We start from the raw sequence: 21,552 nt of genomic DNA on the forward strand, positions 1-21,552 counted from the left end.
ACCGCAGAAAGGAGTCGTACATGGCTTTGGATCTCAGCAAACTCTCCGACGAAATGGAATCGGCTCTCTCAGGGGCGCGATTGCTGGCCGAGCAGCGCCGCCAGGCGTTGATTCAACCCGAGCATCTGCTGCTGCTGCTGATCGACAACGAAGGCTCAAGCCTGCGTGCGATCCTCGAGCGCAAGAACGTCGCGCTGCTTCCCCTGCTCGATGCCCTCTCACGCCGCGCAGACACGCTCTCGGCACAACGTCTGGAGGAGTTGCGCAGGCCGCTGGCCTCACAGGCCCTGCGCACGCTGCTGGCGGATGCGTTCAAGCTCTCCGAACGGCACGGCCGCCCTGCTGCCGAGGCCATCGACGTGCTCGAAGCAGCACTGACTACCGGCACCAACGATCTACGCAACGACTTCCGCAAGGCGGGCTTTACGATCGACGATATCGAGCAGCCCACTGCCTCTGCACCTCCTACGCGCCGGGCTCAAGCAGCCGCTGCCGCGCAGGCTCCGCAGAGCGCCAATGAGACGGAACTTGCAGGCGGAGCCAGGATGCTGGAGCGCTTTGGTCGCGACCTGACCGCCGCCGCAGCCGCCGGAGAGTTGATGCCGGTGGTCGGACGCGACGAAGAGGTGCGGCAGCTCATCCAGACGCTGCTGCGCAAGACCAAGTCCAACCCCGTGCTGGTCGGCGACCCCGGCACCGGCAAGACGGCCATCGTTGAAGGCCTCGCGCTGCGCATCGCCGCGCAGGATGTGCCGGAGAGCATGAAGCGCTGCCGCGTGATCGCGCTCGACCTGATGGGCCTTGTTGCAGGGGCTAAATACCGGGGTGAGTTCGAAGAACGGCTCAAGGCTGTGGTGGACGAAGTTCGCCTTCGCAAAGGCGAGATCATTCTCTTCCTCGACGAGATCCACCAGCTCGTAGGCGCGGGCGGAACGGAAGGCGGCATGGATGCTGCCAACATTCTGAAGCCGGCCCTCGCACGTGGCGAACTGCGCTGCGTAGGTGCGACTACCTTTGACGAGTATCGCGAACGTATCGAGAAGGACGGCGCTCTGGCGCGGCGGTTCGAGCGCGTGCAGGTGGGCGAGCCCAGCGATGAGGCGATGCTCTACATCCTGCGCGGCATCCGCGAGCGCTACGCCACGTTTCACGGCGTCGACCTCACTGACGAGGCGCTGCACGCTGCCATCAAGCTTTCGCGCCGCTACATGCGCGACCGCTTCCTGCCGGACAAGGCTATCGATGTCATCGACGCCGCAACGGCAAGGCTGCGCATGCAGCTCGAGTCGCGCCCCACGGCGCTCGATCAGCAGGAGCGTCTGCTGACACGGCATCGTGCCGAGCTGGAGACGCTGCGCTCCCTGCCGAAGCTCAGCGCCGCGCAGACCAAGCAGATCACCACGCTCGAAGAGGAGATTGCCACACTCGAGCCGCGCGTCGCCGCCGACTCCGAGGCCTGGGAACTCCAGCGCAACGCGCGGATCGATCTCGGTAAAACCGTGCAAGCTATTGAAGAGAACACACGCCTGCTGGCTGCCGCCGAGGGCGCGGGAGACGTGACCAAAGCCGCTGAGATTCGCTATGGCGCGTTGAAGCATCTCGAAGCGCAGCGTGCAGATCTTGAGGCGCGCATCGCCGCACAGCGCGAGAGTGGCAACATCACCATTGCCGATAAGGTCCTGCCGGAGCACATCGCCGAGGTCGTCGCCGAACGCTGCGGCGTGCCTGCCTCGCGCATGCTGGAGAGCGAGCGCGACCGATTGCTACATCTTGAAGATCGCCTGGGCGAGCGCGTCTACGGCCAGCCCGAAGCGATCCGCGCTGTGTCTGAAGCGGCGCGGCGCATGCGTACCGACCTGCAACTGAAGCGCTCGCCCGCGTCGTTCCTCTTCGTCGGCCCCACCGGCGTCGGCAAGACGGAGCTGGCCAAGGCGCTGGCGGAAGCACTGTTCGACGACGAGAGCGCGCTCATTCGCATCGATATGGGCGAGTACAAGGACAGCGCCTCCGCGGCCGGACTCATCGGTTCGCGCCCGGGCCTTATCGGCTCCGACGAAGGCGGCTTCCTCACCGAGCAGGTACGCCGTTCGCCCTACTCGATCGTGCTCTTCGACGAGGTAGAGAAGGGCCATCCCGAGATCCTCGACCTTCTGCTCGGCGTGCTCGACGAAGGCCGCCTCACCGATGCCAAGGGACGCTTCTGCGACTTCACCAACACCGTGGTGCTCTTCACCTCCAACCTCGGCGTGCGCGAGTCCATGGCGGCGGGCGAGGACAACGCTCTTCGCGAGCAGATCATCCTCGACGCAGTCCGCGCCAACCTGCGGCCGGAGCTCTACAACCGCATCGGACAGGTCATTCCCTTCCATCCTCTCGGTATGCCGGAGCTGGAGCGCATCGTCACCGGCCACCTGCGCGCACTGAAGCGCAAACTCGAAGATGATCGCGAGCTGCACCTCGAGACCACTCCTACCGCCATCGATCTTCTGGCCCGGCTCTCCTACGATCCGGAGTACGGCGCACGTCCGGCAGGCCGCGTGATGCAGCGCGAAGTGCTGTCACCTCTTGCCGAGATTCTGCTCGGCGGAGACGCCATCCCCGGCTCCACGATTACCGTAGACGCCACGCCCCTGGAAACACCCACCGAAGGGAGTGAAGAACAGCCTCCGCAGGAGATGATCTTCTCGCTCACACAACCTCACGAATCTGACTCATTGCACGCTGATGTAACACCTGATTCCATGCCCGAGGAGGTCGCTCAATGAGCCTGTCCCCGTTGCCTCAGTACTATCGCAAATCCAGAAAGCCTGCCGCTCTCCTTGGCGTCCTTGCGCTTGCCACCAGCCTGTCTGCCGCGCCCGTTCCCGATCCCTCACTCTCGCTCTTCAACGGGACTTCGATGGCGGGCTGGAATGCTCACGGAACCTGGGGCGCAAGCAACGGAAACCTCACCAGCAATGGCACCGGCAACCGCAACGTGCTCACCGCCGTTCCGTTTGCCGACTTCAACCTGCAGTTTGAGTACTTCGAGAGCGCTCCCACCGGAGCCAAGCTGCGTCTGTGGGCCTCACGCGAGAATAACGGCGGCTTCACCATCGATCTCGATAACAGTGATGCTCCTTCGGGTATCGGCGGCATTGAGACCATCTCGGTTTCCTCGATCAAGAATCTTCCGTCAGCATGGCATCGCGTCCAGGTAGACGCCTCCCACGGCCAGATCACGGTTCGTGTCGACGGCCTGCCTTCCGGAACCGCCTCAGGGCTCGGTTCGCGCGCCGGCTATATCGGCTTCGAGGCCACCGGTGGCGCAGTGCTGCAAGTGCGCAATATCAGGATCACCCCGCTCAATCCCGGCAGCACCTTCAACAACACGGACCTCAGCGGCTGGAAGAGTATCGCGCGTAACCCAAGTGCCAAGGGCGGACTGGGCCACTCTGTCGAGAGGACCTTCACCATGGGCATCGGCGGTGGCAGCACCAAACCGCACGAGGCCAAGTGGTCAGTCCATAACGGCGCGATCCACGGAGAAAGCGGCCCCGGCGGTCTGGAGAACGGCAATACCGCCGAGGACGCCATCATTCAATTGGTGGCGTCGGTCAAAGGCGAGATCAAAAAAGAAAACTTCACCGCCCTCTTACTGCGCAACACCGCAGGACAGCTTGAAGGGGGCTATGAGGTCGGTATTGGCCCCTACGCGGGCGGTATTGAGCACCTCGAAAACCATGCGTTCGGCAGCGCCGAGACACCGGTCAACGAGACCATCGTTATCGGCGGACGCACCATTGCCATCTGGATCAACGGCGTCCTGACGACCGTACACACCGACTCCCGCCCGGACAGCAACAACAGCGCGCAGGGAGCCCGCACCACTGCCGGCGCCATGACCCTGCTCCTGCCGAACGGCGGCGAACAACTGGACGTGCAGAAGTTCATCACGACAGTCCTGCCGAAGACCTACGGCGCACCGGCGCACACTCCGCCGCCACCGCCACCGCCGCCTACGCCCCAGCCAACGCCGCAAGCTGCTGCAGCCGCAGCGCCGGCAGCCCCCTCGGTAGCGGAGACGGCATTGATCCAGCAACAGCAGAGTGCCGCGAAGAAGGATGCCACCGATCAACAGAACAAGCAGAAGGTGGCGTCGCTCATGGGGCAGGCACTGGCGACCTCCGACCCGCAACAACAGATGAGCGCGTACGGCCAGGTCGTCCAGATCGATCCGTCAAACGCCGCGGCCGTGCAGGGTTATAAGGAAGCGCAGCAGAAAGTACAAGCCCAGCAGGAAGAACAGGCCAAGGCTTCTACCACTGCCGTGGTGCAGCAGCACGACGAGCAGACGCGCGAGCAGCAGACCAGCGACTCGTTGTCGAAGGCGCAGAGCGCCTTCCTCGCGGGACATCTGGCAGCTGCCAGCGGCGCGCTCGCCATTGCGGAGCGACTGTCGCCCAGCAATCCCCTGGCCCACGATCTGCGGACTCGCATCAGCGCCGCGCAGATGCTTCGTTCGCGACTCGTCATGCTGGGCAGTGGCGCAGGCCTGCTGGCTCTCGTGGGAATGATTGCGATGTGGATGCGGCGCAGGAAGATGCAGCGCTTCCCTGTGCTTGAGATCACACGCGGGCTCGACTCCGGCCGCACACACCCGATCGATAAAGACATCGTCCGCATCGGCGCGGTCGCTCAGGACGGGGGCCAGAAGAACGACATCGTGATCCGCGACGTCGAGCATGCCATCTCGCGCTTCCACTGCGAGATCGTCAAGCGTGACGGCCAGCTCTACGTCAACGATCTCAACAGCTCCAACGGCACCCGCTTGAACGGCGCACAGATCAAGCCGGGCAGTCCGGAACCTCTACGCAGAGGCAGCAACATTCTGCTGGCCAATGTCGTGGAACTGCGCTTCGACTACGATCGCGGTGCGAAGACAAAAAAACGAGACTAAGTAACAGGAAAGAGTAATAGGGCTAGATGGAAATTCGGATTCGGGCAGCGGCATCGAGCGATGTAGGGCGGCAGCGCCGCACCAATGAGGACGCGTTCGGTTTCGATTTGGATCGCGGACTCTTTGTAGTGTGCGATGGCGTCGGAGGAGCTACTGCCGGCGAAGTCGCCAGCCGGGCCGCCGTCGACTGCGTGCTCAGTCGCTTCCCCTATACCGTCACCGATCCCAATGCTGGGGGGCCGGAGCTACAGCGCGCCATCCAGGCCGCGAACCGCGCGGTCTACAAAGCAGCAGCCCATGAACCGCTCTACCAGGGCATGTGCACGACCATCGTAGCCGCACACTTCGACGGCGCACGCATGTGGATCGCCCACGTGGGAGACAGCCGCGCCTACCTCCTGCGCAGCCAGTCGCTGCACCGCCTGACCGACGATCACTCGCAACTGGCGCGTGTCCTGCGCGAGGGCGATCGCCACATCACGCCGGACCAGATGGCCCGCTGGGACAGCGTATTGACCCAGGCTATCGGCGCTTCGGAGTTTGTCATGCCCGCCGTCACCATGGTGCAGGTCCACCTCGGAGACTGCTTTCTCTTCGCTACGGACGGCATCTGCAAATCTCTGTCCAACGGCGAGATGCTCTCCCTGCTGCTCACCACTTCAACGCCGGAGCAGGCGTGCCAGCAGTTGGTCGATGCTGCCAATCGCTCCAGCGGGCACGACAATGCGACCTGCATCGTGGTGGAGATCGACTAATGCCAACCACACGCTATCGATCGGCATTCAATCCGCGCTCGACCAGAACAACACCACGAACGGCAGCTCAGGAATTAAGCAACGACTCGTAAGAACACCGACCCACCAGGAGACACCCATGGCCCTGCCTCAGATTCAAATTGGCGACAACCTCATCGGCGATGCCCAACTTTCCTCCGTCGAGATTGTGCAGGAGTTGAATCAACACTGGTGGTGCACTGTGGTCTGTAAGCAGACAGAAGATCAACGCATCCCGGTGGAAGACTTCCTTGGCAAAGCGGTATCGATCAAGATCACGGACGAGGATGGCATAGAACATGTGCCCTTCTCCGGCTTCGTACTCAAGGTCGATCTCGAGTACGAGATATGGGGCAGCTACACGGCCCAACTGCTGGCTGTCAGCTCCAGTTACCTCATGGACGTAGCTCCACAGAAGCAGTACTACGCGGCCCAGACACTCTCCTCCATCGGTAACGCAGCCGCAGGGCGCGCGGGCATCTCCTTCTCGCTAAGCGGCAGCAGCTCCAAGGCTCTGAACTATGTGCAGTACGGCGAAACGGACTTCTCGTTCCTGAACCGCATCGTCGACGACTACGGCTGCTGGATGCGCCCCAAAGAAGGGGGAGTGGAGGTCTTCAACAGCTTCCAAAGCGGTGTCAGCGTGCAGTGGCGGGGTGAAGGCGGCCTCCTCGACCTGCGTCTCAGCGGCAGGCTCTCGCCCGCATCCATGAGTGGCGTGCACTACGATCATCACGCCATGCAGTCCAGCAGCTTTGAGAAGGTCAGCACACCGCCGGACTACTACGACTCAGCCCAAAGGATGACCAGCGCCGTACAATCCGCCTCCGTCGCGCTGCCCGCCGGCTTTGAGCCACAGCGCGCCCGGGCCATGACGCTCGACGATTTTCAGGACCAGTTGCACGCGGAAAGCCAGCGCTCCCTAGGCAGCGCCGTCACCGGCAGCGGCCACTCGCGCAATCAGCAGCTCATGGCCGGCAATACGATCCAGATCGAAGGGACACTGGATGCCCAGGGCATCTATGGACTCACCCGCGTCGTGCATCACTGGACACCGCAGGGCTACACCAACGCGTTTGACTGCACGCCCTGGAAGAACTATCGCAACGCACAACCACCGGCCACGCACACCTGGAACGGTATCGTCTCTGCTCGCGTTGTCGACCATAACGACCCGAAGAAGATGGGCCGCATCAAGGTGCAATACATCTGGCAGAGCGATAGCTCTACCCACTGGGCACGCGTGACCTCGCCCCATGCGGGGCCGGATCGAGGCTTTATGTTCATGCCGGAGATCGGCGACGAAGTCGCCGTCGCCTTCGAAGACGGTGATCCTGAAAGACCGGTAGTTCTCGGTGCGGTGTGGAATGGCGTTCATACCCAACCGCGCGACGAACTACGTGGCGGCGATGTCGAAACCAACGACGTCAAGCGCCTCGTGACGAAGAGTGGCAATCGCCTGCAATTCTCAGACAAGGAAGGTGTAGAGACAGTAGTATTGGCGACACCTAACAATAACCTGATTAAGATGACCGAAAAATCCGATCAGACCGGAAGAACCAACATCACCATCGAATCGAAGACGGGCGATATCATTCTTCACGCACCCAATGGACGAGTACATATCGAATCGAAGTTCTACTCCAAAGATGTCGGTTAGGGCAGGGATAGTCGTAAGCGGTAGGGTTGCCGGCAAACACAGAGGAGGATCGGAACGAGATATGTTACATAGCTGGGAAGACAGGAAGGCCGTTTATATGAGTCCTACCATCGTTGGGCTGTGCGTCGTGGTTTTCCTTCTGCTTGTCGGATGGATGAACCGTGATTTTGTGCACGGATGGTTTTCACACATCACCCCAGCTTCCAAAAACGAGCTTCGGGGGGAATGGGTAGGGCATCTCGACATTGATGGCATGCTGGAGCCAGATCAGAAGGACCTGAAGAAAAGAGCTGTGATCCGCTTCAATCTGAAGATCACAGACTCATTCCTGGAGAAGTACGGCGGACGCGGTGAACTGACCATTGAAGGGGAGAAACCGCAATCCATTGAGGTACGCGATCTCTGGCCGCAATCGAACCCAAAGGATGGCACCTTTGACACAGGTATCTGGCTGGATACATACACCCCTAAGAGCAAGAACGATTTGTTTTCAGGTGGCTTTAAGGGTGTATTCAAACCGGGTTCTTTGTCTCTTGAAAGAGACGACCAGGGTGGCTATGCGATGAAGGGTGTCCTGCAAAAAGGGAGCGATGCGGACTACGAAGCTCTCGTGAAACAGATGCAACAAACCGTTGAAAAATAAATCCAGGGAGGATGAAATGGCTGACGGAAAAGAACAGACAAGCTCCGAACAGGGCGAAGGCGGCGGAGAGAAGAAAGAAGAAGGTGTCTTCGGCAAGATCATCAAAACCGTCACCTACAGCAATGGTTATAAGAATGACGGTAAGGATACCGGCTTCAAGGCGTTGAATACGGCAGCAATGAACTCAACGGCGGCGATCGCTGGAATGAAAACAGGAACCAAGCAGACGAAGATCAAAGGCGACACCGTCTATCACTATCTCAACAACCATTACGTCGTTGTGGACGGCAACGACACTTTATATGTAAATAAAAAGCAGTCTCAAACGGTTCACGGAGATGCACAATTTCTGTACTCCTCCAACTATTTGCAGGCTGTAAAGGGCAACCAGAATACTCGCGTCAACCAGAATCGCACCCTCATTGTGCTTGGCGAAAGTGAAGAAAACTACGTCGGCAAGCATGAGGTCACCGCTCCGGAGGAGTTTGAGTGGAAGTCTTTCGAACGCGGCTTCAGCTTCAATAAGCTCGACCTGATGGGTGCTGGGGTGGATATTCATGGCGTCGAGATCACAGCTCATGGAGCGGATGTAGACGTAGGCATCGAAAATGCCGAGGGCGCGGTCTTTCATCAGGAGATTAAACTGAATCACGATGAAGGTACCGGGGTAATTACGCGGGTAGGCGTAGAAGCCGATGTTCTGTTACGCGGCGATATCCTGGTCGATATTGGATTGGGAACACCCTTCCGCTAGAGCCTAAGGAGAGCGTTTGTGACAAAGCTCGAAATTTCTATTCCGCCACTCAAGGGGCGAAAGCGTCTGCTCGACAAGCAGGACTACGCCCCTTGGGTTCGCGCCGGGGATGGCTTGAACGATTGCATGTTGTTCTGGATGCCGGTCTCCGGATTTCCTATCAGGGCTCAGGAAAAGGCTTGGGTTACAGAGTTCCTTGGGCGCCTCTCATCGCGATTGAAGGACGATTTCGAGCTGCGTTGCGAGATATTCTTTCGATATAAACAGATCACCGAGGAGTTAGGAGACGCCTACCGCTCGTACTCGCTCCAGTGCATGAAGTTGACCGGTATGGGCCGATATGCCGATGCGGATATCCCACCCACTCCCACCCACGCCCAAATCAAGGAACAGGTGGAGAGCGGAAAAGAGATTGATTTTCGTGAATGGGTTGCCGACTTCCTGATCTGGTTTATGACCAAACAACCGGAACGGCAACGAGAGCTATTCCTTGGACACGGCGGTATGCTGACGCTGTTTCTCCCAACCGATCCAAAGACTGCTCCCCCAAAAACACCCTTTACTCCTGCCCTCCGCGCCTCCATGCCTATTTTTCAGAAGATGGATGTGGATGGAATCATCGCGGGAGCTTTTGCAACCCGGGATGCCTTTCTGGAAAAGAGCAAGGCCCTGTTCGGCACGGATCTCGAGACAAGACCGGAGTATCCAGGGATTCCGTTCGTCTTGCCGATGCTGGAGAGCGGCCACTTCTTTATCGCAACGGAAGAGTTGCGCACAAAGTGGTTCAGCCTGTTCGACCTCTATATCAATGAGAGCATCAAGGATAAGGGCATTCTTCTCGCCTTTCAGAAAGAACAGTATGAGGATGTGTTGCTGGATGTACTGGAGTCCATGCGCGACGATGGGTTTGTCTATCGTGTCGAGTGACTTTGAACCTGTGAGAGGCAAGCCATGCAGATAAAACTGGATCCCATTGAGATGGCGTCCCCGTGGCAAGCTGCCCTGCTGCGCGTGTCGGCGTTCCCAGTCCCCACGGGAGAACTCAACCCCATTCGCTTTTTGCTGCAAACTCTCAGCGAGGTGCTGATGCAGAAGTACGGGCTGCGTCACGAAATCCTCCTGCAGCTCTGGAACCTCTCTCCGCAAACGGGCAGCAATGTGCTGAGTGCACACATGAAGGCATGGTCGCCGGAGTTTGGCCTTGGCGTATGGCCGGATCGAGGAGCCCCTCAGGGATGGACAGAGGAAGCTATGGTCGACGCCGCCGCTGCCGTCTTTCGCGGAGACGAGCCAGCGCGGCCCTCCCATCGGCTGCTTCGCCTGACAGCTGCGGAAAACCAGCGGATCGACACTGCCGCAAAGATGCGTGGTTTTGGGGTGCAGATCGAACTGTTTTCGAAAGACCCTATCGAACTCATCCAGGAGCGCGGCAGAGAGCTTTTTCTCCCTTCCATCACGGAGGAGCGATTTCAGGGAGAGCCCTTCTATCTGCCGGTGCTGGATCGTGCGAGCCTCGCCGCGGCAGGTTCAGCCGAACAGCTTGACTCGTGGCTCTGTGGCGTAGAGGTCTATATCCGGGAAAGCGCGGAAGACAAGGGTGTATTGATTCTGTCTCGCTTCCCGCTGGAATCAGTCCTGGATGAGGTCGCCAGGTTGTTCGCCAGCAAACAGGCCTTACAGAGCCTTTAACTACAGCACTACAAAACGAGATTGAGTGAAGTTTGTTAATACACAGACCGGAAGGGCACGGTTTCAACCGTGCCGGAAAAGGCGCGTCAAAGCCTCCTTCCACGCTGCCGAAGGCTGGAGCGGAGGCGCAGCCGGAGCGACTGAATTGCTTTCTTTGATTGCGGCGAAACCGATAGCCACATCCTCGAATGTGTCTTCTGCAATCCTTATGTAGCCTGGGCCGCGCGAAGGAAAGCAATTCAGTCGTTGCGCCCTACGGGCTCCACTCCAGCCTTCGGCAGAGCGGAAAAGGCGTTAAATGCTGCCTTTAGCGGCCTGGCTGAAGCCAGGCCCTTCCGATCGCTGCCTCAACAAACTGACTGCACAGTTCGATCATCTTCCAAGTGCAATCTGATGACACACCTTAAAAATCAAATTGCATCTATTCCTACTAGTAGGTAGTCTAAGAGAAGATGAGCAGCAATACGGCAGATAAAATTCGTGAGGCGGCACATGATCTGATTGCCGCAAGGGGCTACTTCGGCTTTAGCTATGCGGATGTTGCTGAAGTAGTCGGAATTCGCAAAGCGAGCATTCATCATCATTTCCCCTCCAAAGTCGATCTGGTCGTAGCGGCTTTAGTTCAATATCGCGCGGACATGGTCGCTGCCGCCAAGGGTCTTGATAGCAAGGTTGTCGATCCCCTGCAACGCCTGAAGCTCTACGTACAGCATTGGGAGGAGTGCATTCGGAACAGCAATCGCCCGATTTGTATTGCGGCTTTACTTAGTGCGGAACTCCCGGCACTTCCCGACCCGATCAAGGCTGAAGTTCAGTTGCACTTCAGATATCTTGCCGGCTGGGTTAAATCGACACTCAGAGATGGGGCCAAATATGGCTCCATTCACCTGGAGCATAGCGCTGAAGTAGAGGCTCAGAGCTTTGTCGCTGTGGTGCACGGTGCCATGCTATCGGCACGGGCCCTGGGCACTCCTGACGTCTTCACTTCGATCTCAAAAGCGGCCCTGGACCGTCTGCGCCCTTCGAACTGAATGTGGCTGGCCGTAGTTCGCCTCTGCTAGTATCAGGATTGTCCCTTACGGTAAGGTTACCGGTATCGGTGGTCTACCCTTAAACCTACCTACTAGTAGGTAGTATCAGGCCTAAAAGCATCTCGAACGATTTGCAGAGTCCCCTCTCTAAGGAGAACCTCGGATGTCCCTTTCGATCTCAGCCTGCCTCGTTGGGATCGCGCTTACCTCACAGTCTCTGAGGAAAGGTTAGGTTTCGCGCCATGGAGACGCCCATCGAAGTTCCTACGATCTGGAATCAAATCGCCGACACCATGTATCTCAGGGATTGGCCCACGGCGGAGATCAAGCTGTCCGCACCTTCGGCATTCTCGTTTGGAAGGCTGAAGATCACCAAGGGCATTCCCGACATGGCACGCCCCATCCTTGGGGAAAGCGGCTACATCATTGCGTTGCAGCTCAAACCTATAACCCATGTGGAGCTCTTTCTGCGCAAGAAGAGAGTGTCGAGCGGCTATTACCCCGTGGGCGCTGTGGGCGCCATCAGCCTGCAGGAAGAGCCGGCATGTTTCGTGCCCGAGCCATTCGACACATTAGCGGTGCATGTCACACAAGCCGCGCTGGATGAGATCGCCTATGCCCACCAGGTGCCCTATGTAGACCAGCTCATTTGGCCCTATGGAACCGTCGATCCTATCGTGAATCACCTCGGCCAGACTCTCGTCTCTTCGCTGGAACACCCTCAGCAAACTTCAAAGATCTTCATGGATCACGTTCTGCAGGCCTTGAACTGTCATCTCGTCTCCTCTTATGGCAAGGTGACGCTATCGGATCGAAAGTTTCGCGGTGGCCTCTCTCCTCGACAGGCGCGAAGGGCGACAGAGTTGCTCGAGGCTCATCTGGACGGGGACATTCCTCTCCAGCAGGTTGCCGCGGCGTGCGAATTGTCCGTAAGCCACTTTGCGCGATCCTTCAAACTAACCTTTCGCAGACCGCCTCACGCGTGGTTGCTGGAGCGCCGTGTAGACAAGGCCAGAGATCTCATGCTGAACTCACGTCTGCCGCTGGCTGACATCGCCGCGCAGTGTGGGTTTGCGGATCAATCTTCGCTAAACCGTTCCTTCAGACGAATTCATGGAATCGCTCCGGGGATGTGGCGACGGAACTCCAAGAGTGGCAGCAGTAGCTACGCTGTTTAGCTGCCCAAGCTCCAGGTAGTGTCTGACGAATCGGGGACAACCACGAATCACATATCTTGTTCTCCCACAGAGACGTCATCCTGAGCGAAGCGCCTCGCGTTTTTTGCGAGGTGCGTCCGTTCGACTACGCTCAGGACCGAAGGACCCCGAAGGACTTGATCTCACCCAGGATGTCGGGATCTTTTCCAGCACAAGAGTCCAGGCTCGAGCGCTCGAGGTAGAAAAGCTCCAAGAGGCATAGGCAAGAGGGCAATCCTCGGGGTCCTTCGACTCCGCGTCCCCAAAAGCCGGGACGCTGCGCTCAGGATGACGCTTCAGTGGGGAAACACAAAACAAAAGCTATGCGTGCAGAGATAGTGGTTTCGCTCTAAACCACTATCTCCGATTCGTCAGACACTACCTGATCCCGACTAAGCATCGCAAGATTCCCTCTTTGCCTGCCAGAGAGTTTCGTGCAGGTGCAAAGATTTTTTCCTCCGGTACCCATACCTTGTCCTCTCGATCGGAAGCGGAAAGAACGCCGCCACCTACGGTCGAGATGACAATTCTGGGGTGGGTATAAAAAACTCTACACCTATACGGAAACGGCTATAAGAAGCTGGCTGCTCCGTGAACTCCTGTCCTGGCGGTCTTTTTTGTCATGCCCCAAATCTATTGAGCAGAAATATCCAGCTTTTGATTCTTTTCGCCAAGATTATTCCTCGCGCTATAGATACCTTCGGGTTGAACAGGATAGCGAATGTGAGAATGGCGGTAAATCCTGCCTGTTTCGCGCTTCAGCTCGGTTCGTATAGGTCCAGAGACGAGCACTCCCAGACCAGCGGCCTTCCGTTCATCAAAAGGAGAAATACCATGCAAGCATTGAAATTTGTTCGGAATGGATTGGTGGCATGCGCTGCACTACTCGCGACCCTCAGCCCTGCCGCCAAGGCAACGGCACAAACACAGACCCCTTCAGGGGTAAAGACAGTTCTCCTCGTTCATGGAGCATGGGCAGACGGGTCGAGCTGGTCGAAGGTAATTCCGTTGCTGGAGGCGAAGGGGCTGCATGTTGTTGCTGTACAAATCCCGTTGACCTCCTTCGCGGATGACGTTGCAGCAACAGAGCGGGCTATTGCTCTCGAGGATGGTCCGGTATTGCTCGTCGGTCACTCTTACGGCGGAGCTGTGATCACCGAAGCCGGAAACGATCCGAAGGTAGCAGGACTTGTCTTTGTTTCGGCAGTCGCGCCGGATAAGGGAGAATCCACTTTAGGTCTCATCTCAAGTGTTGCAACTCCTATCGGCTCAGAGCTGCGTCCGGACAAGAATGGTTTTCTCAAACTGACGCCCAAGGGAGTCGCTGAGGACTTCGCACAGGATCTTTCCGCCAAAGAGATTGCGGTCCTGACAGCGACGCAGGTTCCAGTAAACGTTGCCGCCATGAAGGGCGAGGTCACGATCCCAGCCTGGAAGTCGAAGCCGTCATGGTACATCGTTGCGGGAAATGACCGGGCGATCTCACCTGATCTCGAAGCCGCTCAGGCAAAGAGAATCGGCGCGACAACCACCACTGTCTCCTCGAGCCACGTCATTATGCTCTCGCAGCCGGCGAAGGTTGCCACTGTGATTCTCGATGCGGCATCGAAGGCCGTTTCGAAGTAGAGAACGTGCACTTGTTCCTCTCTGGCTCAAGAAGTGAGCGGACGCGATCTGACGCACCTTGCAAAACAGGGTGCGTCAGATCTCCTCTTCCTCTACAAGGACAGCAACAAGAGTGCTATCCGGGCTTGCTCTTCACTCTTGTTGGAAACATCCAGGTTTGACCCTATGGCTATGCCGGAGATGCAAGTAATGGACTGCCTCGTCTTCCTTGCGCTGATTGCTCTCCTGGTCCACTTTATTTTGGGAAACTTCGGTCTCCAACGGCCTGAGGACGGGCCCCTATTCACCTGGCGATTCGCTGAATCGTGCTTTTCCAAGGAGAACATCGAATGTCTTTCTTAATCATCGCCTTCGTAGTAGGTATCGCGTGCGGCCTGCGCGCTCTTATGGGTCTCGCGGCCGTCAGCTGGGCAGCCAGCAGCGGAAGGCTGCCCCTCCAGGGAACCTGGCTTGCGTTCCTGGGTTTCAGGGCAACGCCGTTTATTACCAGTCTGCTTGCAGTGGGTGAACTCGTCACCGACAAGCTGCCCAAAACCCCCAGCCGGCTTGTGCCTCCGCAGTTCGGTGCCCGTGTGTCGATGGGTGCCCTGACTGGCGCGGCCATAGGCGCTGCCAATGGACATCTTCTGATGGGAGCCCTGGCAGGCATCGTCGGCAGCGTTCTCGGAACACTGGGAGGTTCCAAAGCGAGAGCTGCTGCTGCGAAATTGTTCGGACGCGATCTGCCGGCGGCCCTGCTTGAGGATGTTGTGGCAATTGCTCTCGTCTTCCTGGCGCTGCGCTAAGACAAGCTCCACTGACTTTGCTTCGCCCTGCCGCTTTCGTACGCATACCCGGAGCTCGTTGACGGGCAGCCTATCGAATCACCCACGATCCATCTTCGTTAGAAGACCAAATGAAAGGGACTACCAGATGTTCGCTTCCCTATTGTCCAAGAGCTCTAAACCACTCATCCTGGCCTCGCTCGTGCTCACACTGAGCGGTTGTAATAACGCACTAAAGTCGCCTGTCGTACAGGCCTCGGCACCTACAGGCATCAAGAATGTGATGCTCGTGCATGGAGCATGGGCCGACGGCTCGAGCTGGACCAGCGTCATTGCGATGCTGACCGCCGACGGCTACAACGTGACGGCAGTACAACTCCCACTTACATCGCTGGCAGATGATGTGGCAGTCGTACAGCGCGCCCTGGCACGCGAAACCGGGAAGACCCTGCTCGTAGGCCACTCCTACGGCGGAGTGGTCATCACACAGTCCGGGATCGATCCCAAAGTTGCAGGTCTGGTCTATGTGTCTGCCTATGGGCCTGCTTCAGGAGAATCCGCATTAACGCTGAACAGCACGGTCCCAAACACTCCGCTCATTGGTGATTTATTGATGGATGCCTCTGGCTTCTTAACCATTTCCAATGCGGGAGTCGTCGCCGATTTCGCGCAGGATCTGTCCCCTGCCGATCAGGTAACAGTCGCAGCAACGCAGGGACCCATCTCAGCCCCGAACGCACTCTCTGCACCTGTGACGCAAGTAGCCTGGAAAAATGGCATTCCTAGCTGGTACATCATTGCGAGCAACGATAGAGCCATTTCTCCGGCGCTCGAGGCGACCATGGCGAAGCGGATGAATGCCACGACCATCACTCTTGCATCGGGACATCTGTCCATGATCAGTCATCCTTCGGATGTATCGGCTTTCATCGAGAAGGCAGCCAGCTCACTGCAACCATAAATCTCTGACGAGCTCCCAAAAACTGAAGAGATGTCTCCACGGAAGATCATTGTTCGGACAGGCCGCCTTATTGGCGGCCTGTCTGAATTTCAACTCCTTCTATAGGCAAACGTCCATGCGCCTGGCTACTTCTTCGCCTGGTCGATCTCGATGGTTGTATGCACTGGAGGTGCTTCCTGCTTTCCATTCAAATTGGCGAGCGCCGTTGCGTTGACAAGAGCCACATCCGTCTTTCCGGGTGCGAGCGCGGTGAACTCGAGAGTCAACCGTGCGCCGTCGGGGTTCGGGGTTTTGACCGATGACGATGCGGACACATGAATGCCGACGAGTCCAGGCGCGAGCACACTGCGGGTAAAGGTGAGAGGCGTACCGTCACTCGCCGTGGCCTGATCGGCATCCACGTTCGATAGCGACAGATCATGCGGATCGAATTGCAAAAGCATCGGCAACAACTGAGACTCTACAGCGCCATGGAAGTCGATGGAAACCTTGAACGTTTCGCCTACGACACGATGATGTTCGTTACTCGCGAAACTGAAGGCCGTTGAATCCAATTTTCCTGAGTCTGGCCTTCTCGTATTGGACAACATCTGGCCATCGTCCGCTAAGAGCTTCGAACTCCCTTTGCCGGGAAGAGTTTCATCTGCCAGGTCTTTAATCATCGCAGCCGCAGCCGTCGCCGCTGTCGTCTTCGACCCCACGTCTCTATCTTCAGACTTCCGTACAGCGGGAGCGAAGGCTGAAGAATCATCACCCGTGGAAGTACGCCTCAATTCGACCACGTTCGCAGTACCCGTATCGATTGCGCGCAGGTTGAGCTTCTGCAACAGGGTCTCGCGAATGATGTGCGGGACCAGCAGGAAGACGATCTCATCGTTCTGCAATGTCTTTGTCTGGGTCCCGAACAGGTATTTGAGAATGGGCAACTCTCCCAGGCCTGGCGTGCCGGAGCCGGAAACGCTGTCCTGCTTCGTGACAAGCCCCGCGAGAATGGAGGGTTCGCCATCCCTAAGCTTGATGGTTTGCTCGAGGACCTTCTGCCCGATCACGGGCTCCTGCACATTGCTGATCGTGTCGTAGGTATCGATCTGCGAGACCTCTACCTTCATCTTCAGGGAGACGCCTCCATCGGAATGGACCACAGGCGTGATCTCCATGTTGACGCCAACATCGTTATAAGCAAACTGGGTCTGTACTCCGAGCGAGCTCACACCGCCTACTGGCGAACTCAATGATCCCGTTGCAACCGGCACTCTCTGCCCAATCTTCAATGTGGCCTTCTGGCCGTCTGTCGCCCGGAGACGAGGGTTCTGCAGGATCCTCGTATTGGTGTCCTGCAGAAGGGCGTTCACGGTTCCACCAGTCACCGTGACAGCAAAGTTGGTCGCATTCGTATTAGCGAGTGTGTTGAGAGTGAAGCTGGAAGGATTTTGAGTCCCTGAATTCGAATTGTTGTTGGCTGCGTTGTTGTTACTGCTGCTGGCCTGTGGAGTGAGGCTGAAAGACTGCGGAAGAGTAATGCCCAGCGTGCGGGTCTTATCCCTATCCACCTCCATCACAGCCACATCGATGACAACCTCTGCTTTCTCGCGGTCGAGGTCATGGATCAGCTTGCCCGCGAGCATCAACTCATCCGGCGTACCTCGCAAAACAATGGCATCCTGGGTCGAGACAAGGTAGATCTTGATTGCAGGATCGAGCATGTTGCGAAGAGCGATGAGTATCTCGTTGGCATCATTCTGCTGGTCCGGGGCTGTCAGATAGAAGATCTGACAAGCCAACTGGTCCAGATCGGTTCTCTTCGTCCGGCTGTTCTGCGCTACAAGAATCGTGTTGGGAGTCAGCGGCTTATAAAACGTTCCTGACAGAGTCTCGACCACTCTCAAAGCCTCTTCGACATTGACGTCCTGGAGATCAACCGAGATGCGCTTTGATTGATATTCAGGATCGAAAGCAATATTAAGCCCGGCAAGCTTTCCGAGACTCGTATAGATGCTCTTCACGTCCTCGGTCGCGTGGTACGTGACCATACTGTCTGATAAATGCTTGAGACTGACGGGAGCGGCAAGGCTCGCATACTCATGCAGAAATTCATCTTCTTCGCTCTTCTGCTCTATGTGGGCGGGGTCTGACGTCGGCGTGAGCGCTGCCTGCTCGTGTTGAGCGATTCTTATCTCCTGAAGTGCGGTTTCATTGGACGGATCGACCTCTGCGGCGCGCATAAAGTTGAGAATTGCGCCGGTGTAATCGCCGTTCTGTCGAAGGACGCGGCCACGATCTATGTGCTGGGTCGCAGCCATGAAGCGCATGTTTTGAAGATGCGTTTCATAGCGAATATCTTTTGGCTTCTTTTCGTGAGCCTGTTTGTACGCCTCGTAAGCGGCGTCGTAGTCCTTCTTCGCCTCAGCCGTCTGCCCTTTCCTGTCGAGAGCCTGCGCGCTTTCGGCATGTGCATTCTGCAGAAATATAAAGAGCGCGGCGAAGAACAAGGATAGGCACAGCAACTTCTTTTGCGTAATCATCGAATGAAATCTACTTTCATAAAGTACGTGGCCTCGTCCGGCACTCTTTGCCTGTGGACTCGGTGGAGAAAGAAAAGGGTTTGTCTAGACCGTTTTCGGCAAGATCTTCGCTGCGTTGCTTGCTCTCCACTCCCGTGGACTTACCCCAACATGCCGTACAAAGGCTCGGTAGAATGCCGCCCGATGCGAGAAACCGCACTCAACGGCAATTCGAGATACCCGCTGCGCTGGATCGAGAAGAAGCTGCTTGGCGTGCGCGAGCCTGCTCTCGATCTGCCACGTATACGGCGTTTTGCCCGTCGTTCTCTTGAATGCCCGGGCAAAGTGTCCTACGGATAGATGACAAGCCACTGCCAGTCCACGAACCGACACTCGGTCGTGAAGCGATGCCGCCATCAGGTCTTTCGCCATCTGCACCTGCCATGGGTTGAGACGGGGACCTTGTGTGGCGTGACCTGCGGCATCCTCCGTGTCCGCCTTGCGAGATCCGTATTCCGGCTTTTGAGCGCAGGAAGACACGGGATACTCGACACCGTATTGAGTGATGGAATCCTTCATTGTGGCCGATCAATGCAATAGACCGGGCCTCACTTGAGGATGTCACCCTGGTAAGGTAACCAAAACTGCGCAATCGTCATGAGGCGATGCGGAGTAGCGTGAACAAACAGCAATCGTTGCGTCTTCTTGAGCGGTCCAAACGATAACTGAGTACTTTTGGGGAGGCTCGCCAGAAGGGCCTTGTTGGCCGGTTCAAAGTCGCGAGCCAATCCCCTTTCCGGGTAAGCTATACAAAAACACGGGCGTCACCCGCTCCTGCACTGGTTGTGCTTCACGAGCCTTCACGGTATTTGTGGCCAGTTTCCGGTCTTTTCGAGGATGACGCTTAAGAAGCAACTGATATCGGCCCTAATGGGTCGACAATAGTGATGACGGCAAGGGCTGGTGAGCGGAGTTCGTCAGCGGCCTGGCATTCTATTGAGGTAAGAGGGAAATAAAGAGATCACATGAACGAAGAATTCCCAAGAATCAAGCGGCTCCCTGCCTATGTCTTCAACATCACCGGAGAGTTGAAGTCGGCTGCGCGTAAGCGTGGAGAAGACATTATCGACTTCGGCATGGGCAATCCTGATGGAGCAACCCCTTCGCACATCGTTGAGAAGATGATCGAGGCTGCCCGCAAGCAGCAGACGCACCGCTACTCGCTTTCAAAGGGCATCCCGCGGCTTCGCAAGGCGATCTGCAACTGGTACGCACAGAGATACGGTGTTGACCTGGACCCGGCGACTGAAGCCATCATGACCATCGGCTCCAAGGAAGGCATCGCCCACTTGTGCCTGGCTGTGCTCGACAAGGGCGACACGGTGCTCGTCCCCAACCCAAGCTATCCCATCCACATCTACGGTCCGGTCATCGCCGGGGCCGACGTGTTGAGTGTTCCGATTACGAACTCAACCGACGACTTCCTGACTCACATTCAGGATGTGATTCCGCGCATGACACCGCGGCCGAAGGTTCTGATCGTAAACTTCCCGGCTAACCCCACAGCACAGTGCGTCGACCTGCCTTTCTTTGAGAAGCTGGTTGCCATCTGCAGGGAATATGGCATCTGGCTGGTGCACGATCTGGCGTACGCAGACATCGCGTTCGATGGCTATAAGCCCCCCAGCGTCATGCAGGTCCCTGGCGCAAAAGACATTGCCGTTGAGTTTTTCACGCTGTCGAAGAGCTACAACATGCCCGGATGGCGTGTCGGCTTCATGGTTGGCAACCAGAAACTCGTCGGGGCGCTCTCTCGCATTAAGAGCTACTTCGACTATGGAACCTTCACGCCGATTCAGGTCGCCTCTATCCTGGCGCTCGAAGGGCCTCAGGAGTGCGTCCAGCAGATCTGTGACACCTATCGCTCCCGCCGCGATGTGCTGGTCCACGGCCTCAACAAGCTCGGCTGGGCAGTCGATATGCCTAAGGCGACCATGTTCGCCTGGGCCAGGATTCCTGAGCAGTACCAACACCTAAAATCTCTTGAATTTTCAAAACTTGTTCTGGAAGAGGCGAGAGTGGCAGTAAGTCCGGGTATCGGTTTTGGAGAATATGGAGACGACTTCGTCCGCTTCTCGTTGATTGAAAACGAAGCACGCATTCGCCAGGCATTGCGCGGATTTAAGGACATGTTCGGGCGGCGATAGCCTCGTCATTTTTTCGAATCCGTGACTGCCGAGCCCCTGCGTTATTAGAATGAACGCGCACATGGCGCGTCTCATGAAGGAGAACCTAATGGCCGACAACACCATCCTCGCCCCCGCAGTAGAACTCGCCGCAAAGAACAAAGCGCACGTCCCCAACGAGAGCCCCGAATACCGCCAGGCTCGGAACGCCCTTCTCGCCGAGGAGATCGAACTGCGGCGTCACATCGAACGCGTCGCCGCCCTGCGGCGCACCCTTCCCCCAGGCGGGGTAGTCCCCGAAGATTATGCCTTCGAAGGCCAAAACGGCAGGGTCCGTCTCTCTCAACTCTTCGGCGACAAGGACACCCTTGTCCTCTACAGCATGATGTTTGGCCCGCAACGCGAACGAGCCTGTCCTATGTGCACCGCCATGCTCACGTCATGGGAGGGGACGGCCAGAAATCTACGCGAGCGCGTCGCCCTCGCCATCACTGCACGCTCACCGATCGAACGCCTCCTCGACTTCAAGAAAGAACGAGGCTGGAATAACCTGCAGCTCTACTCCGACACCAAAGGCGACTACACCCGCGCCTATGTCAGCGCCGAGGATGCCGACGTGCCGGCCCTCACCGTCTTCACTCGCAGAGATGGCACAATCCACCACTTCTGGAGCGGAGAGATGAGTGGCGAGATGGCCGACCCCGGCCAGGACCCACGCGGTGCCCCGGACCTTGACCCCTTGTGGACGATCTTCGACCTCACACCCGCAGGCCGCGACGCCACCTGGTACCCAAAACTCGAATATCCCAGCCTGACGACGATCAAGTGA

General features: G+C 57.5%; 17 protein-coding genes. 15 read left to right on the forward strand and 2 right to left on the reverse strand.

Annotation, left to right across the window (positions count from 1 at the left end; translation table 11 throughout):
• Window positions 1-20 precede the first annotated feature (20 nt).
• The 13 genes from HDF15_RS06270 to HDF15_RS06330 all read left to right on the forward strand — a co-directional run bounded on the left by HDF15_RS06270 (window position 21) and on the right by HDF15_RS06330 (window position 16,036).
• Window positions 21-2,765, forward strand: a complete 2,745-nt coding sequence (locus tag HDF15_RS06270) for an ATP-dependent Clp protease ATP-binding subunit (RefSeq protein ID WP_184253795.1) — start codon at window positions 21-23, stop codon at window positions 2,763-2,765.
• On the forward strand, window positions 2,762-4,939 hold the full coding sequence (locus tag HDF15_RS06275; RefSeq protein WP_184253797.1) for a family 16 glycoside hydrolase: 2,178 nt from the start codon (window positions 2,762-2,764) through the stop codon (window positions 4,937-4,939). Before HDF15_RS06270 ends, HDF15_RS06275 begins: the two co-directional genes overlap by 4 nt.
• Window positions 4,940-4,965: 26 nt before the next feature.
• A complete protein-coding gene (locus tag HDF15_RS06280) occupies window positions 4,966-5,694 on the forward strand; it encodes a PP2C family serine/threonine-protein phosphatase (RefSeq protein WP_184253799.1) in 729 nt (242 codons plus the stop codon).
• Complete coding sequence (locus tag HDF15_RS06285; protein WP_260330867.1) at window positions 5,663-7,372, forward strand: type VI secretion system Vgr family protein; 1,710 nt, start codon at window positions 5,663-5,665, stop codon at window positions 7,370-7,372. Before HDF15_RS06280 ends, HDF15_RS06285 begins: the two co-directional genes overlap by 32 nt.
• Window positions 7,373-7,469: 97 nt before the next feature.
• On the forward strand, window positions 7,470-8,015 hold the full coding sequence (locus HDF15_RS06290; protein WP_260330868.1) for a hypothetical protein: 546 nt from the start codon (window positions 7,470-7,472) through the stop codon (window positions 8,013-8,015).
• 16 nt (window positions 8,016-8,031) lie between these two features.
• A complete protein-coding gene (locus HDF15_RS06295; protein ID WP_184253803.1) occupies window positions 8,032-8,769 on the forward strand; it encodes a hypothetical protein in 738 nt (245 codons plus the stop codon).
• 18 nt (window positions 8,770-8,787) lie between these two features.
• The gene (locus HDF15_RS06300) at window positions 8,788-9,696 is read left to right on the forward strand and encodes a hypothetical protein (RefSeq protein ID WP_184253805.1); all 909 of its coding nucleotides are present in this window, start codon (window positions 8,788-8,790) and stop codon (window positions 9,694-9,696) included.
• A 24-nt stretch (window positions 9,697-9,720) separates the two neighbouring features.
• On the forward strand, window positions 9,721-10,458 hold the full coding sequence (locus HDF15_RS06305) for a hypothetical protein (protein ID WP_184253807.1): 738 nt from the start codon (window positions 9,721-9,723) through the stop codon (window positions 10,456-10,458).
• A 452-nt stretch (window positions 10,459-10,910) separates the two neighbouring features.
• Entirely contained in the window at window positions 10,911-11,489 is a 579-nt protein-coding gene (locus HDF15_RS06310) for a TetR/AcrR family transcriptional regulator (protein WP_184253809.1), read from the forward strand.
• A gap of 242 nt (window positions 11,490-11,731) precedes the next feature.
• Window positions 11,732-12,667 carry a helix-turn-helix domain-containing protein gene (locus tag HDF15_RS06315; protein ID WP_184253811.1) on the forward strand — a complete coding sequence of 312 codons (936 nt, stop codon included), beginning with the start codon at window positions 11,732-11,734 and terminating at the stop codon, window positions 12,665-12,667.
• Between the two features lie 852 nt (window positions 12,668-13,519).
• The gene (locus HDF15_RS06320; protein WP_184253813.1) at window positions 13,520-14,311 is read left to right on the forward strand and encodes an alpha/beta fold hydrolase; all 792 of its coding nucleotides are present in this window, start codon (window positions 13,520-13,522) and stop codon (window positions 14,309-14,311) included.
• A gap of 329 nt (window positions 14,312-14,640) precedes the next feature.
• The gene (locus HDF15_RS06325) at window positions 14,641-15,096 is read left to right on the forward strand and encodes a DUF4126 family protein (protein WP_184253815.1); all 456 of its coding nucleotides are present in this window, start codon (window positions 14,641-14,643) and stop codon (window positions 15,094-15,096) included.
• Window positions 15,097-15,223: 127 nt separating this feature from the next.
• A complete protein-coding gene (locus HDF15_RS06330) occupies window positions 15,224-16,036 on the forward strand; it encodes an alpha/beta hydrolase (RefSeq protein ID WP_184253817.1) in 813 nt (270 codons plus the stop codon).
• Between the two features lie 125 nt (window positions 16,037-16,161).
• Here HDF15_RS06330 and HDF15_RS06335 read toward each other — a convergent pair whose 3' ends face one another.
• A complete protein-coding gene (locus HDF15_RS06335) occupies window positions 16,162-18,558 on the reverse strand; it encodes a type II and III secretion system protein (RefSeq protein ID WP_184253819.1) in 2,397 nt (798 codons plus the stop codon).
• A gap of 84 nt (window positions 18,559-18,642) precedes the next feature.
• Window positions 18,643-19,116, reverse strand: coding sequence for an AraC family transcriptional regulator (locus tag HDF15_RS06340; RefSeq protein WP_184253821.1), 474 nt, complete (start codon window positions 19,114-19,116; stop codon window positions 18,643-18,645).
• Between the two features lie 446 nt (window positions 19,117-19,562).
• Between HDF15_RS06340 and alaC the strand changes: the two genes are divergently transcribed.
• Together alaC and HDF15_RS06350 are read left to right on the forward strand one after the other, a co-directional pair.
• Window positions 19,563-20,744 carry an alanine transaminase gene (gene alaC, locus HDF15_RS06345; protein ID WP_184253823.1) on the forward strand — a complete coding sequence of 394 codons (1,182 nt, stop codon included), beginning with the start codon at window positions 19,563-19,565 and terminating at the stop codon, window positions 20,742-20,744.
• An 88-nt stretch (window positions 20,745-20,832) separates the two neighbouring features.
• Window positions 20,833-21,552, forward strand: coding sequence for a DUF899 family protein (locus HDF15_RS06350; protein ID WP_184253824.1), 720 nt, complete (start codon window positions 20,833-20,835; stop codon window positions 21,550-21,552).

The organism is Granulicella mallensis (assembly GCF_014203225.1).
GTDB lineage: Bacteria > Acidobacteriota > Terriglobia > Terriglobales > Acidobacteriaceae > Granulicella > Granulicella mallensis_A.

What these genes read in the sequence shown, in the direction of transcription:
- HDF15_RS06270 (WP_184253795.1), top strand. Translation starts at nt 21, where the DNA reads ATGGCTTTGGATCTCAGCAAACTCTCCGACGAAATGGAATCGGCTCTC.
- HDF15_RS06275 (WP_184253797.1), top strand. Translation starts at nt 2,762, where the DNA reads ATGAGCCTGTCCCCGTTGCCTCAGTACTATCGCAAATCCAGAAAGCCT.
- HDF15_RS06280 (WP_184253799.1), top strand. Translation starts at nt 4,966, where the DNA reads ATGGAAATTCGGATTCGGGCAGCGGCATCGAGCGATGTAGGGCGGCAG.
- HDF15_RS06285 (WP_260330867.1), top strand. Translation starts at nt 5,663, where the DNA reads ATGCGACCTGCATCGTGGTGGAGATCGACTAATGCCAACCACACGCTA.
- HDF15_RS06290 (WP_260330868.1), top strand. Translation starts at nt 7,470, where the DNA reads ATGAGTCCTACCATCGTTGGGCTGTGCGTCGTGGTTTTCCTTCTGCTT.
- HDF15_RS06295 (WP_184253803.1), top strand. Translation starts at nt 8,032, where the DNA reads ATGGCTGACGGAAAAGAACAGACAAGCTCCGAACAGGGCGAAGGCGGC.
- HDF15_RS06305 (WP_184253807.1), top strand. Translation starts at nt 9,721, where the DNA reads ATGCAGATAAAACTGGATCCCATTGAGATGGCGTCCCCGTGGCAAGCT.
- HDF15_RS06310 (WP_184253809.1), top strand. Translation starts at nt 10,911, where the DNA reads ATGAGCAGCAATACGGCAGATAAAATTCGTGAGGCGGCACATGATCTG.
- HDF15_RS06315 (WP_184253811.1), top strand. Translation starts at nt 11,732, where the DNA reads ATGGAGACGCCCATCGAAGTTCCTACGATCTGGAATCAAATCGCCGAC.
- HDF15_RS06320 (WP_184253813.1), top strand. Translation starts at nt 13,520, where the DNA reads ATGCAAGCATTGAAATTTGTTCGGAATGGATTGGTGGCATGCGCTGCA.
- HDF15_RS06325 (WP_184253815.1), top strand. Translation starts at nt 14,641, where the DNA reads ATGTCTTTCTTAATCATCGCCTTCGTAGTAGGTATCGCGTGCGGCCTG.
- HDF15_RS06330 (WP_184253817.1), top strand. Translation starts at nt 15,224, where the DNA reads ATGTTCGCTTCCCTATTGTCCAAGAGCTCTAAACCACTCATCCTGGCC.
- HDF15_RS06335 (WP_184253819.1), bottom strand. Translation starts at nt 18,558, where the DNA reads ATGATTACGCAAAAGAAGTTGCTGTGCCTATCCTTGTTCTTCGCCGCG.
- HDF15_RS06340 (WP_184253821.1), bottom strand. Translation starts at nt 19,116, where the DNA reads ATGAAGGATTCCATCACTCAATACGGTGTCGAGTATCCCGTGTCTTCC.
- alaC (WP_184253823.1), top strand. Translation starts at nt 19,563, where the DNA reads ATGAACGAAGAATTCCCAAGAATCAAGCGGCTCCCTGCCTATGTCTTC.
- HDF15_RS06350 (WP_184253824.1), top strand. Translation starts at nt 20,833, where the DNA reads ATGGCCGACAACACCATCCTCGCCCCCGCAGTAGAACTCGCCGCAAAG.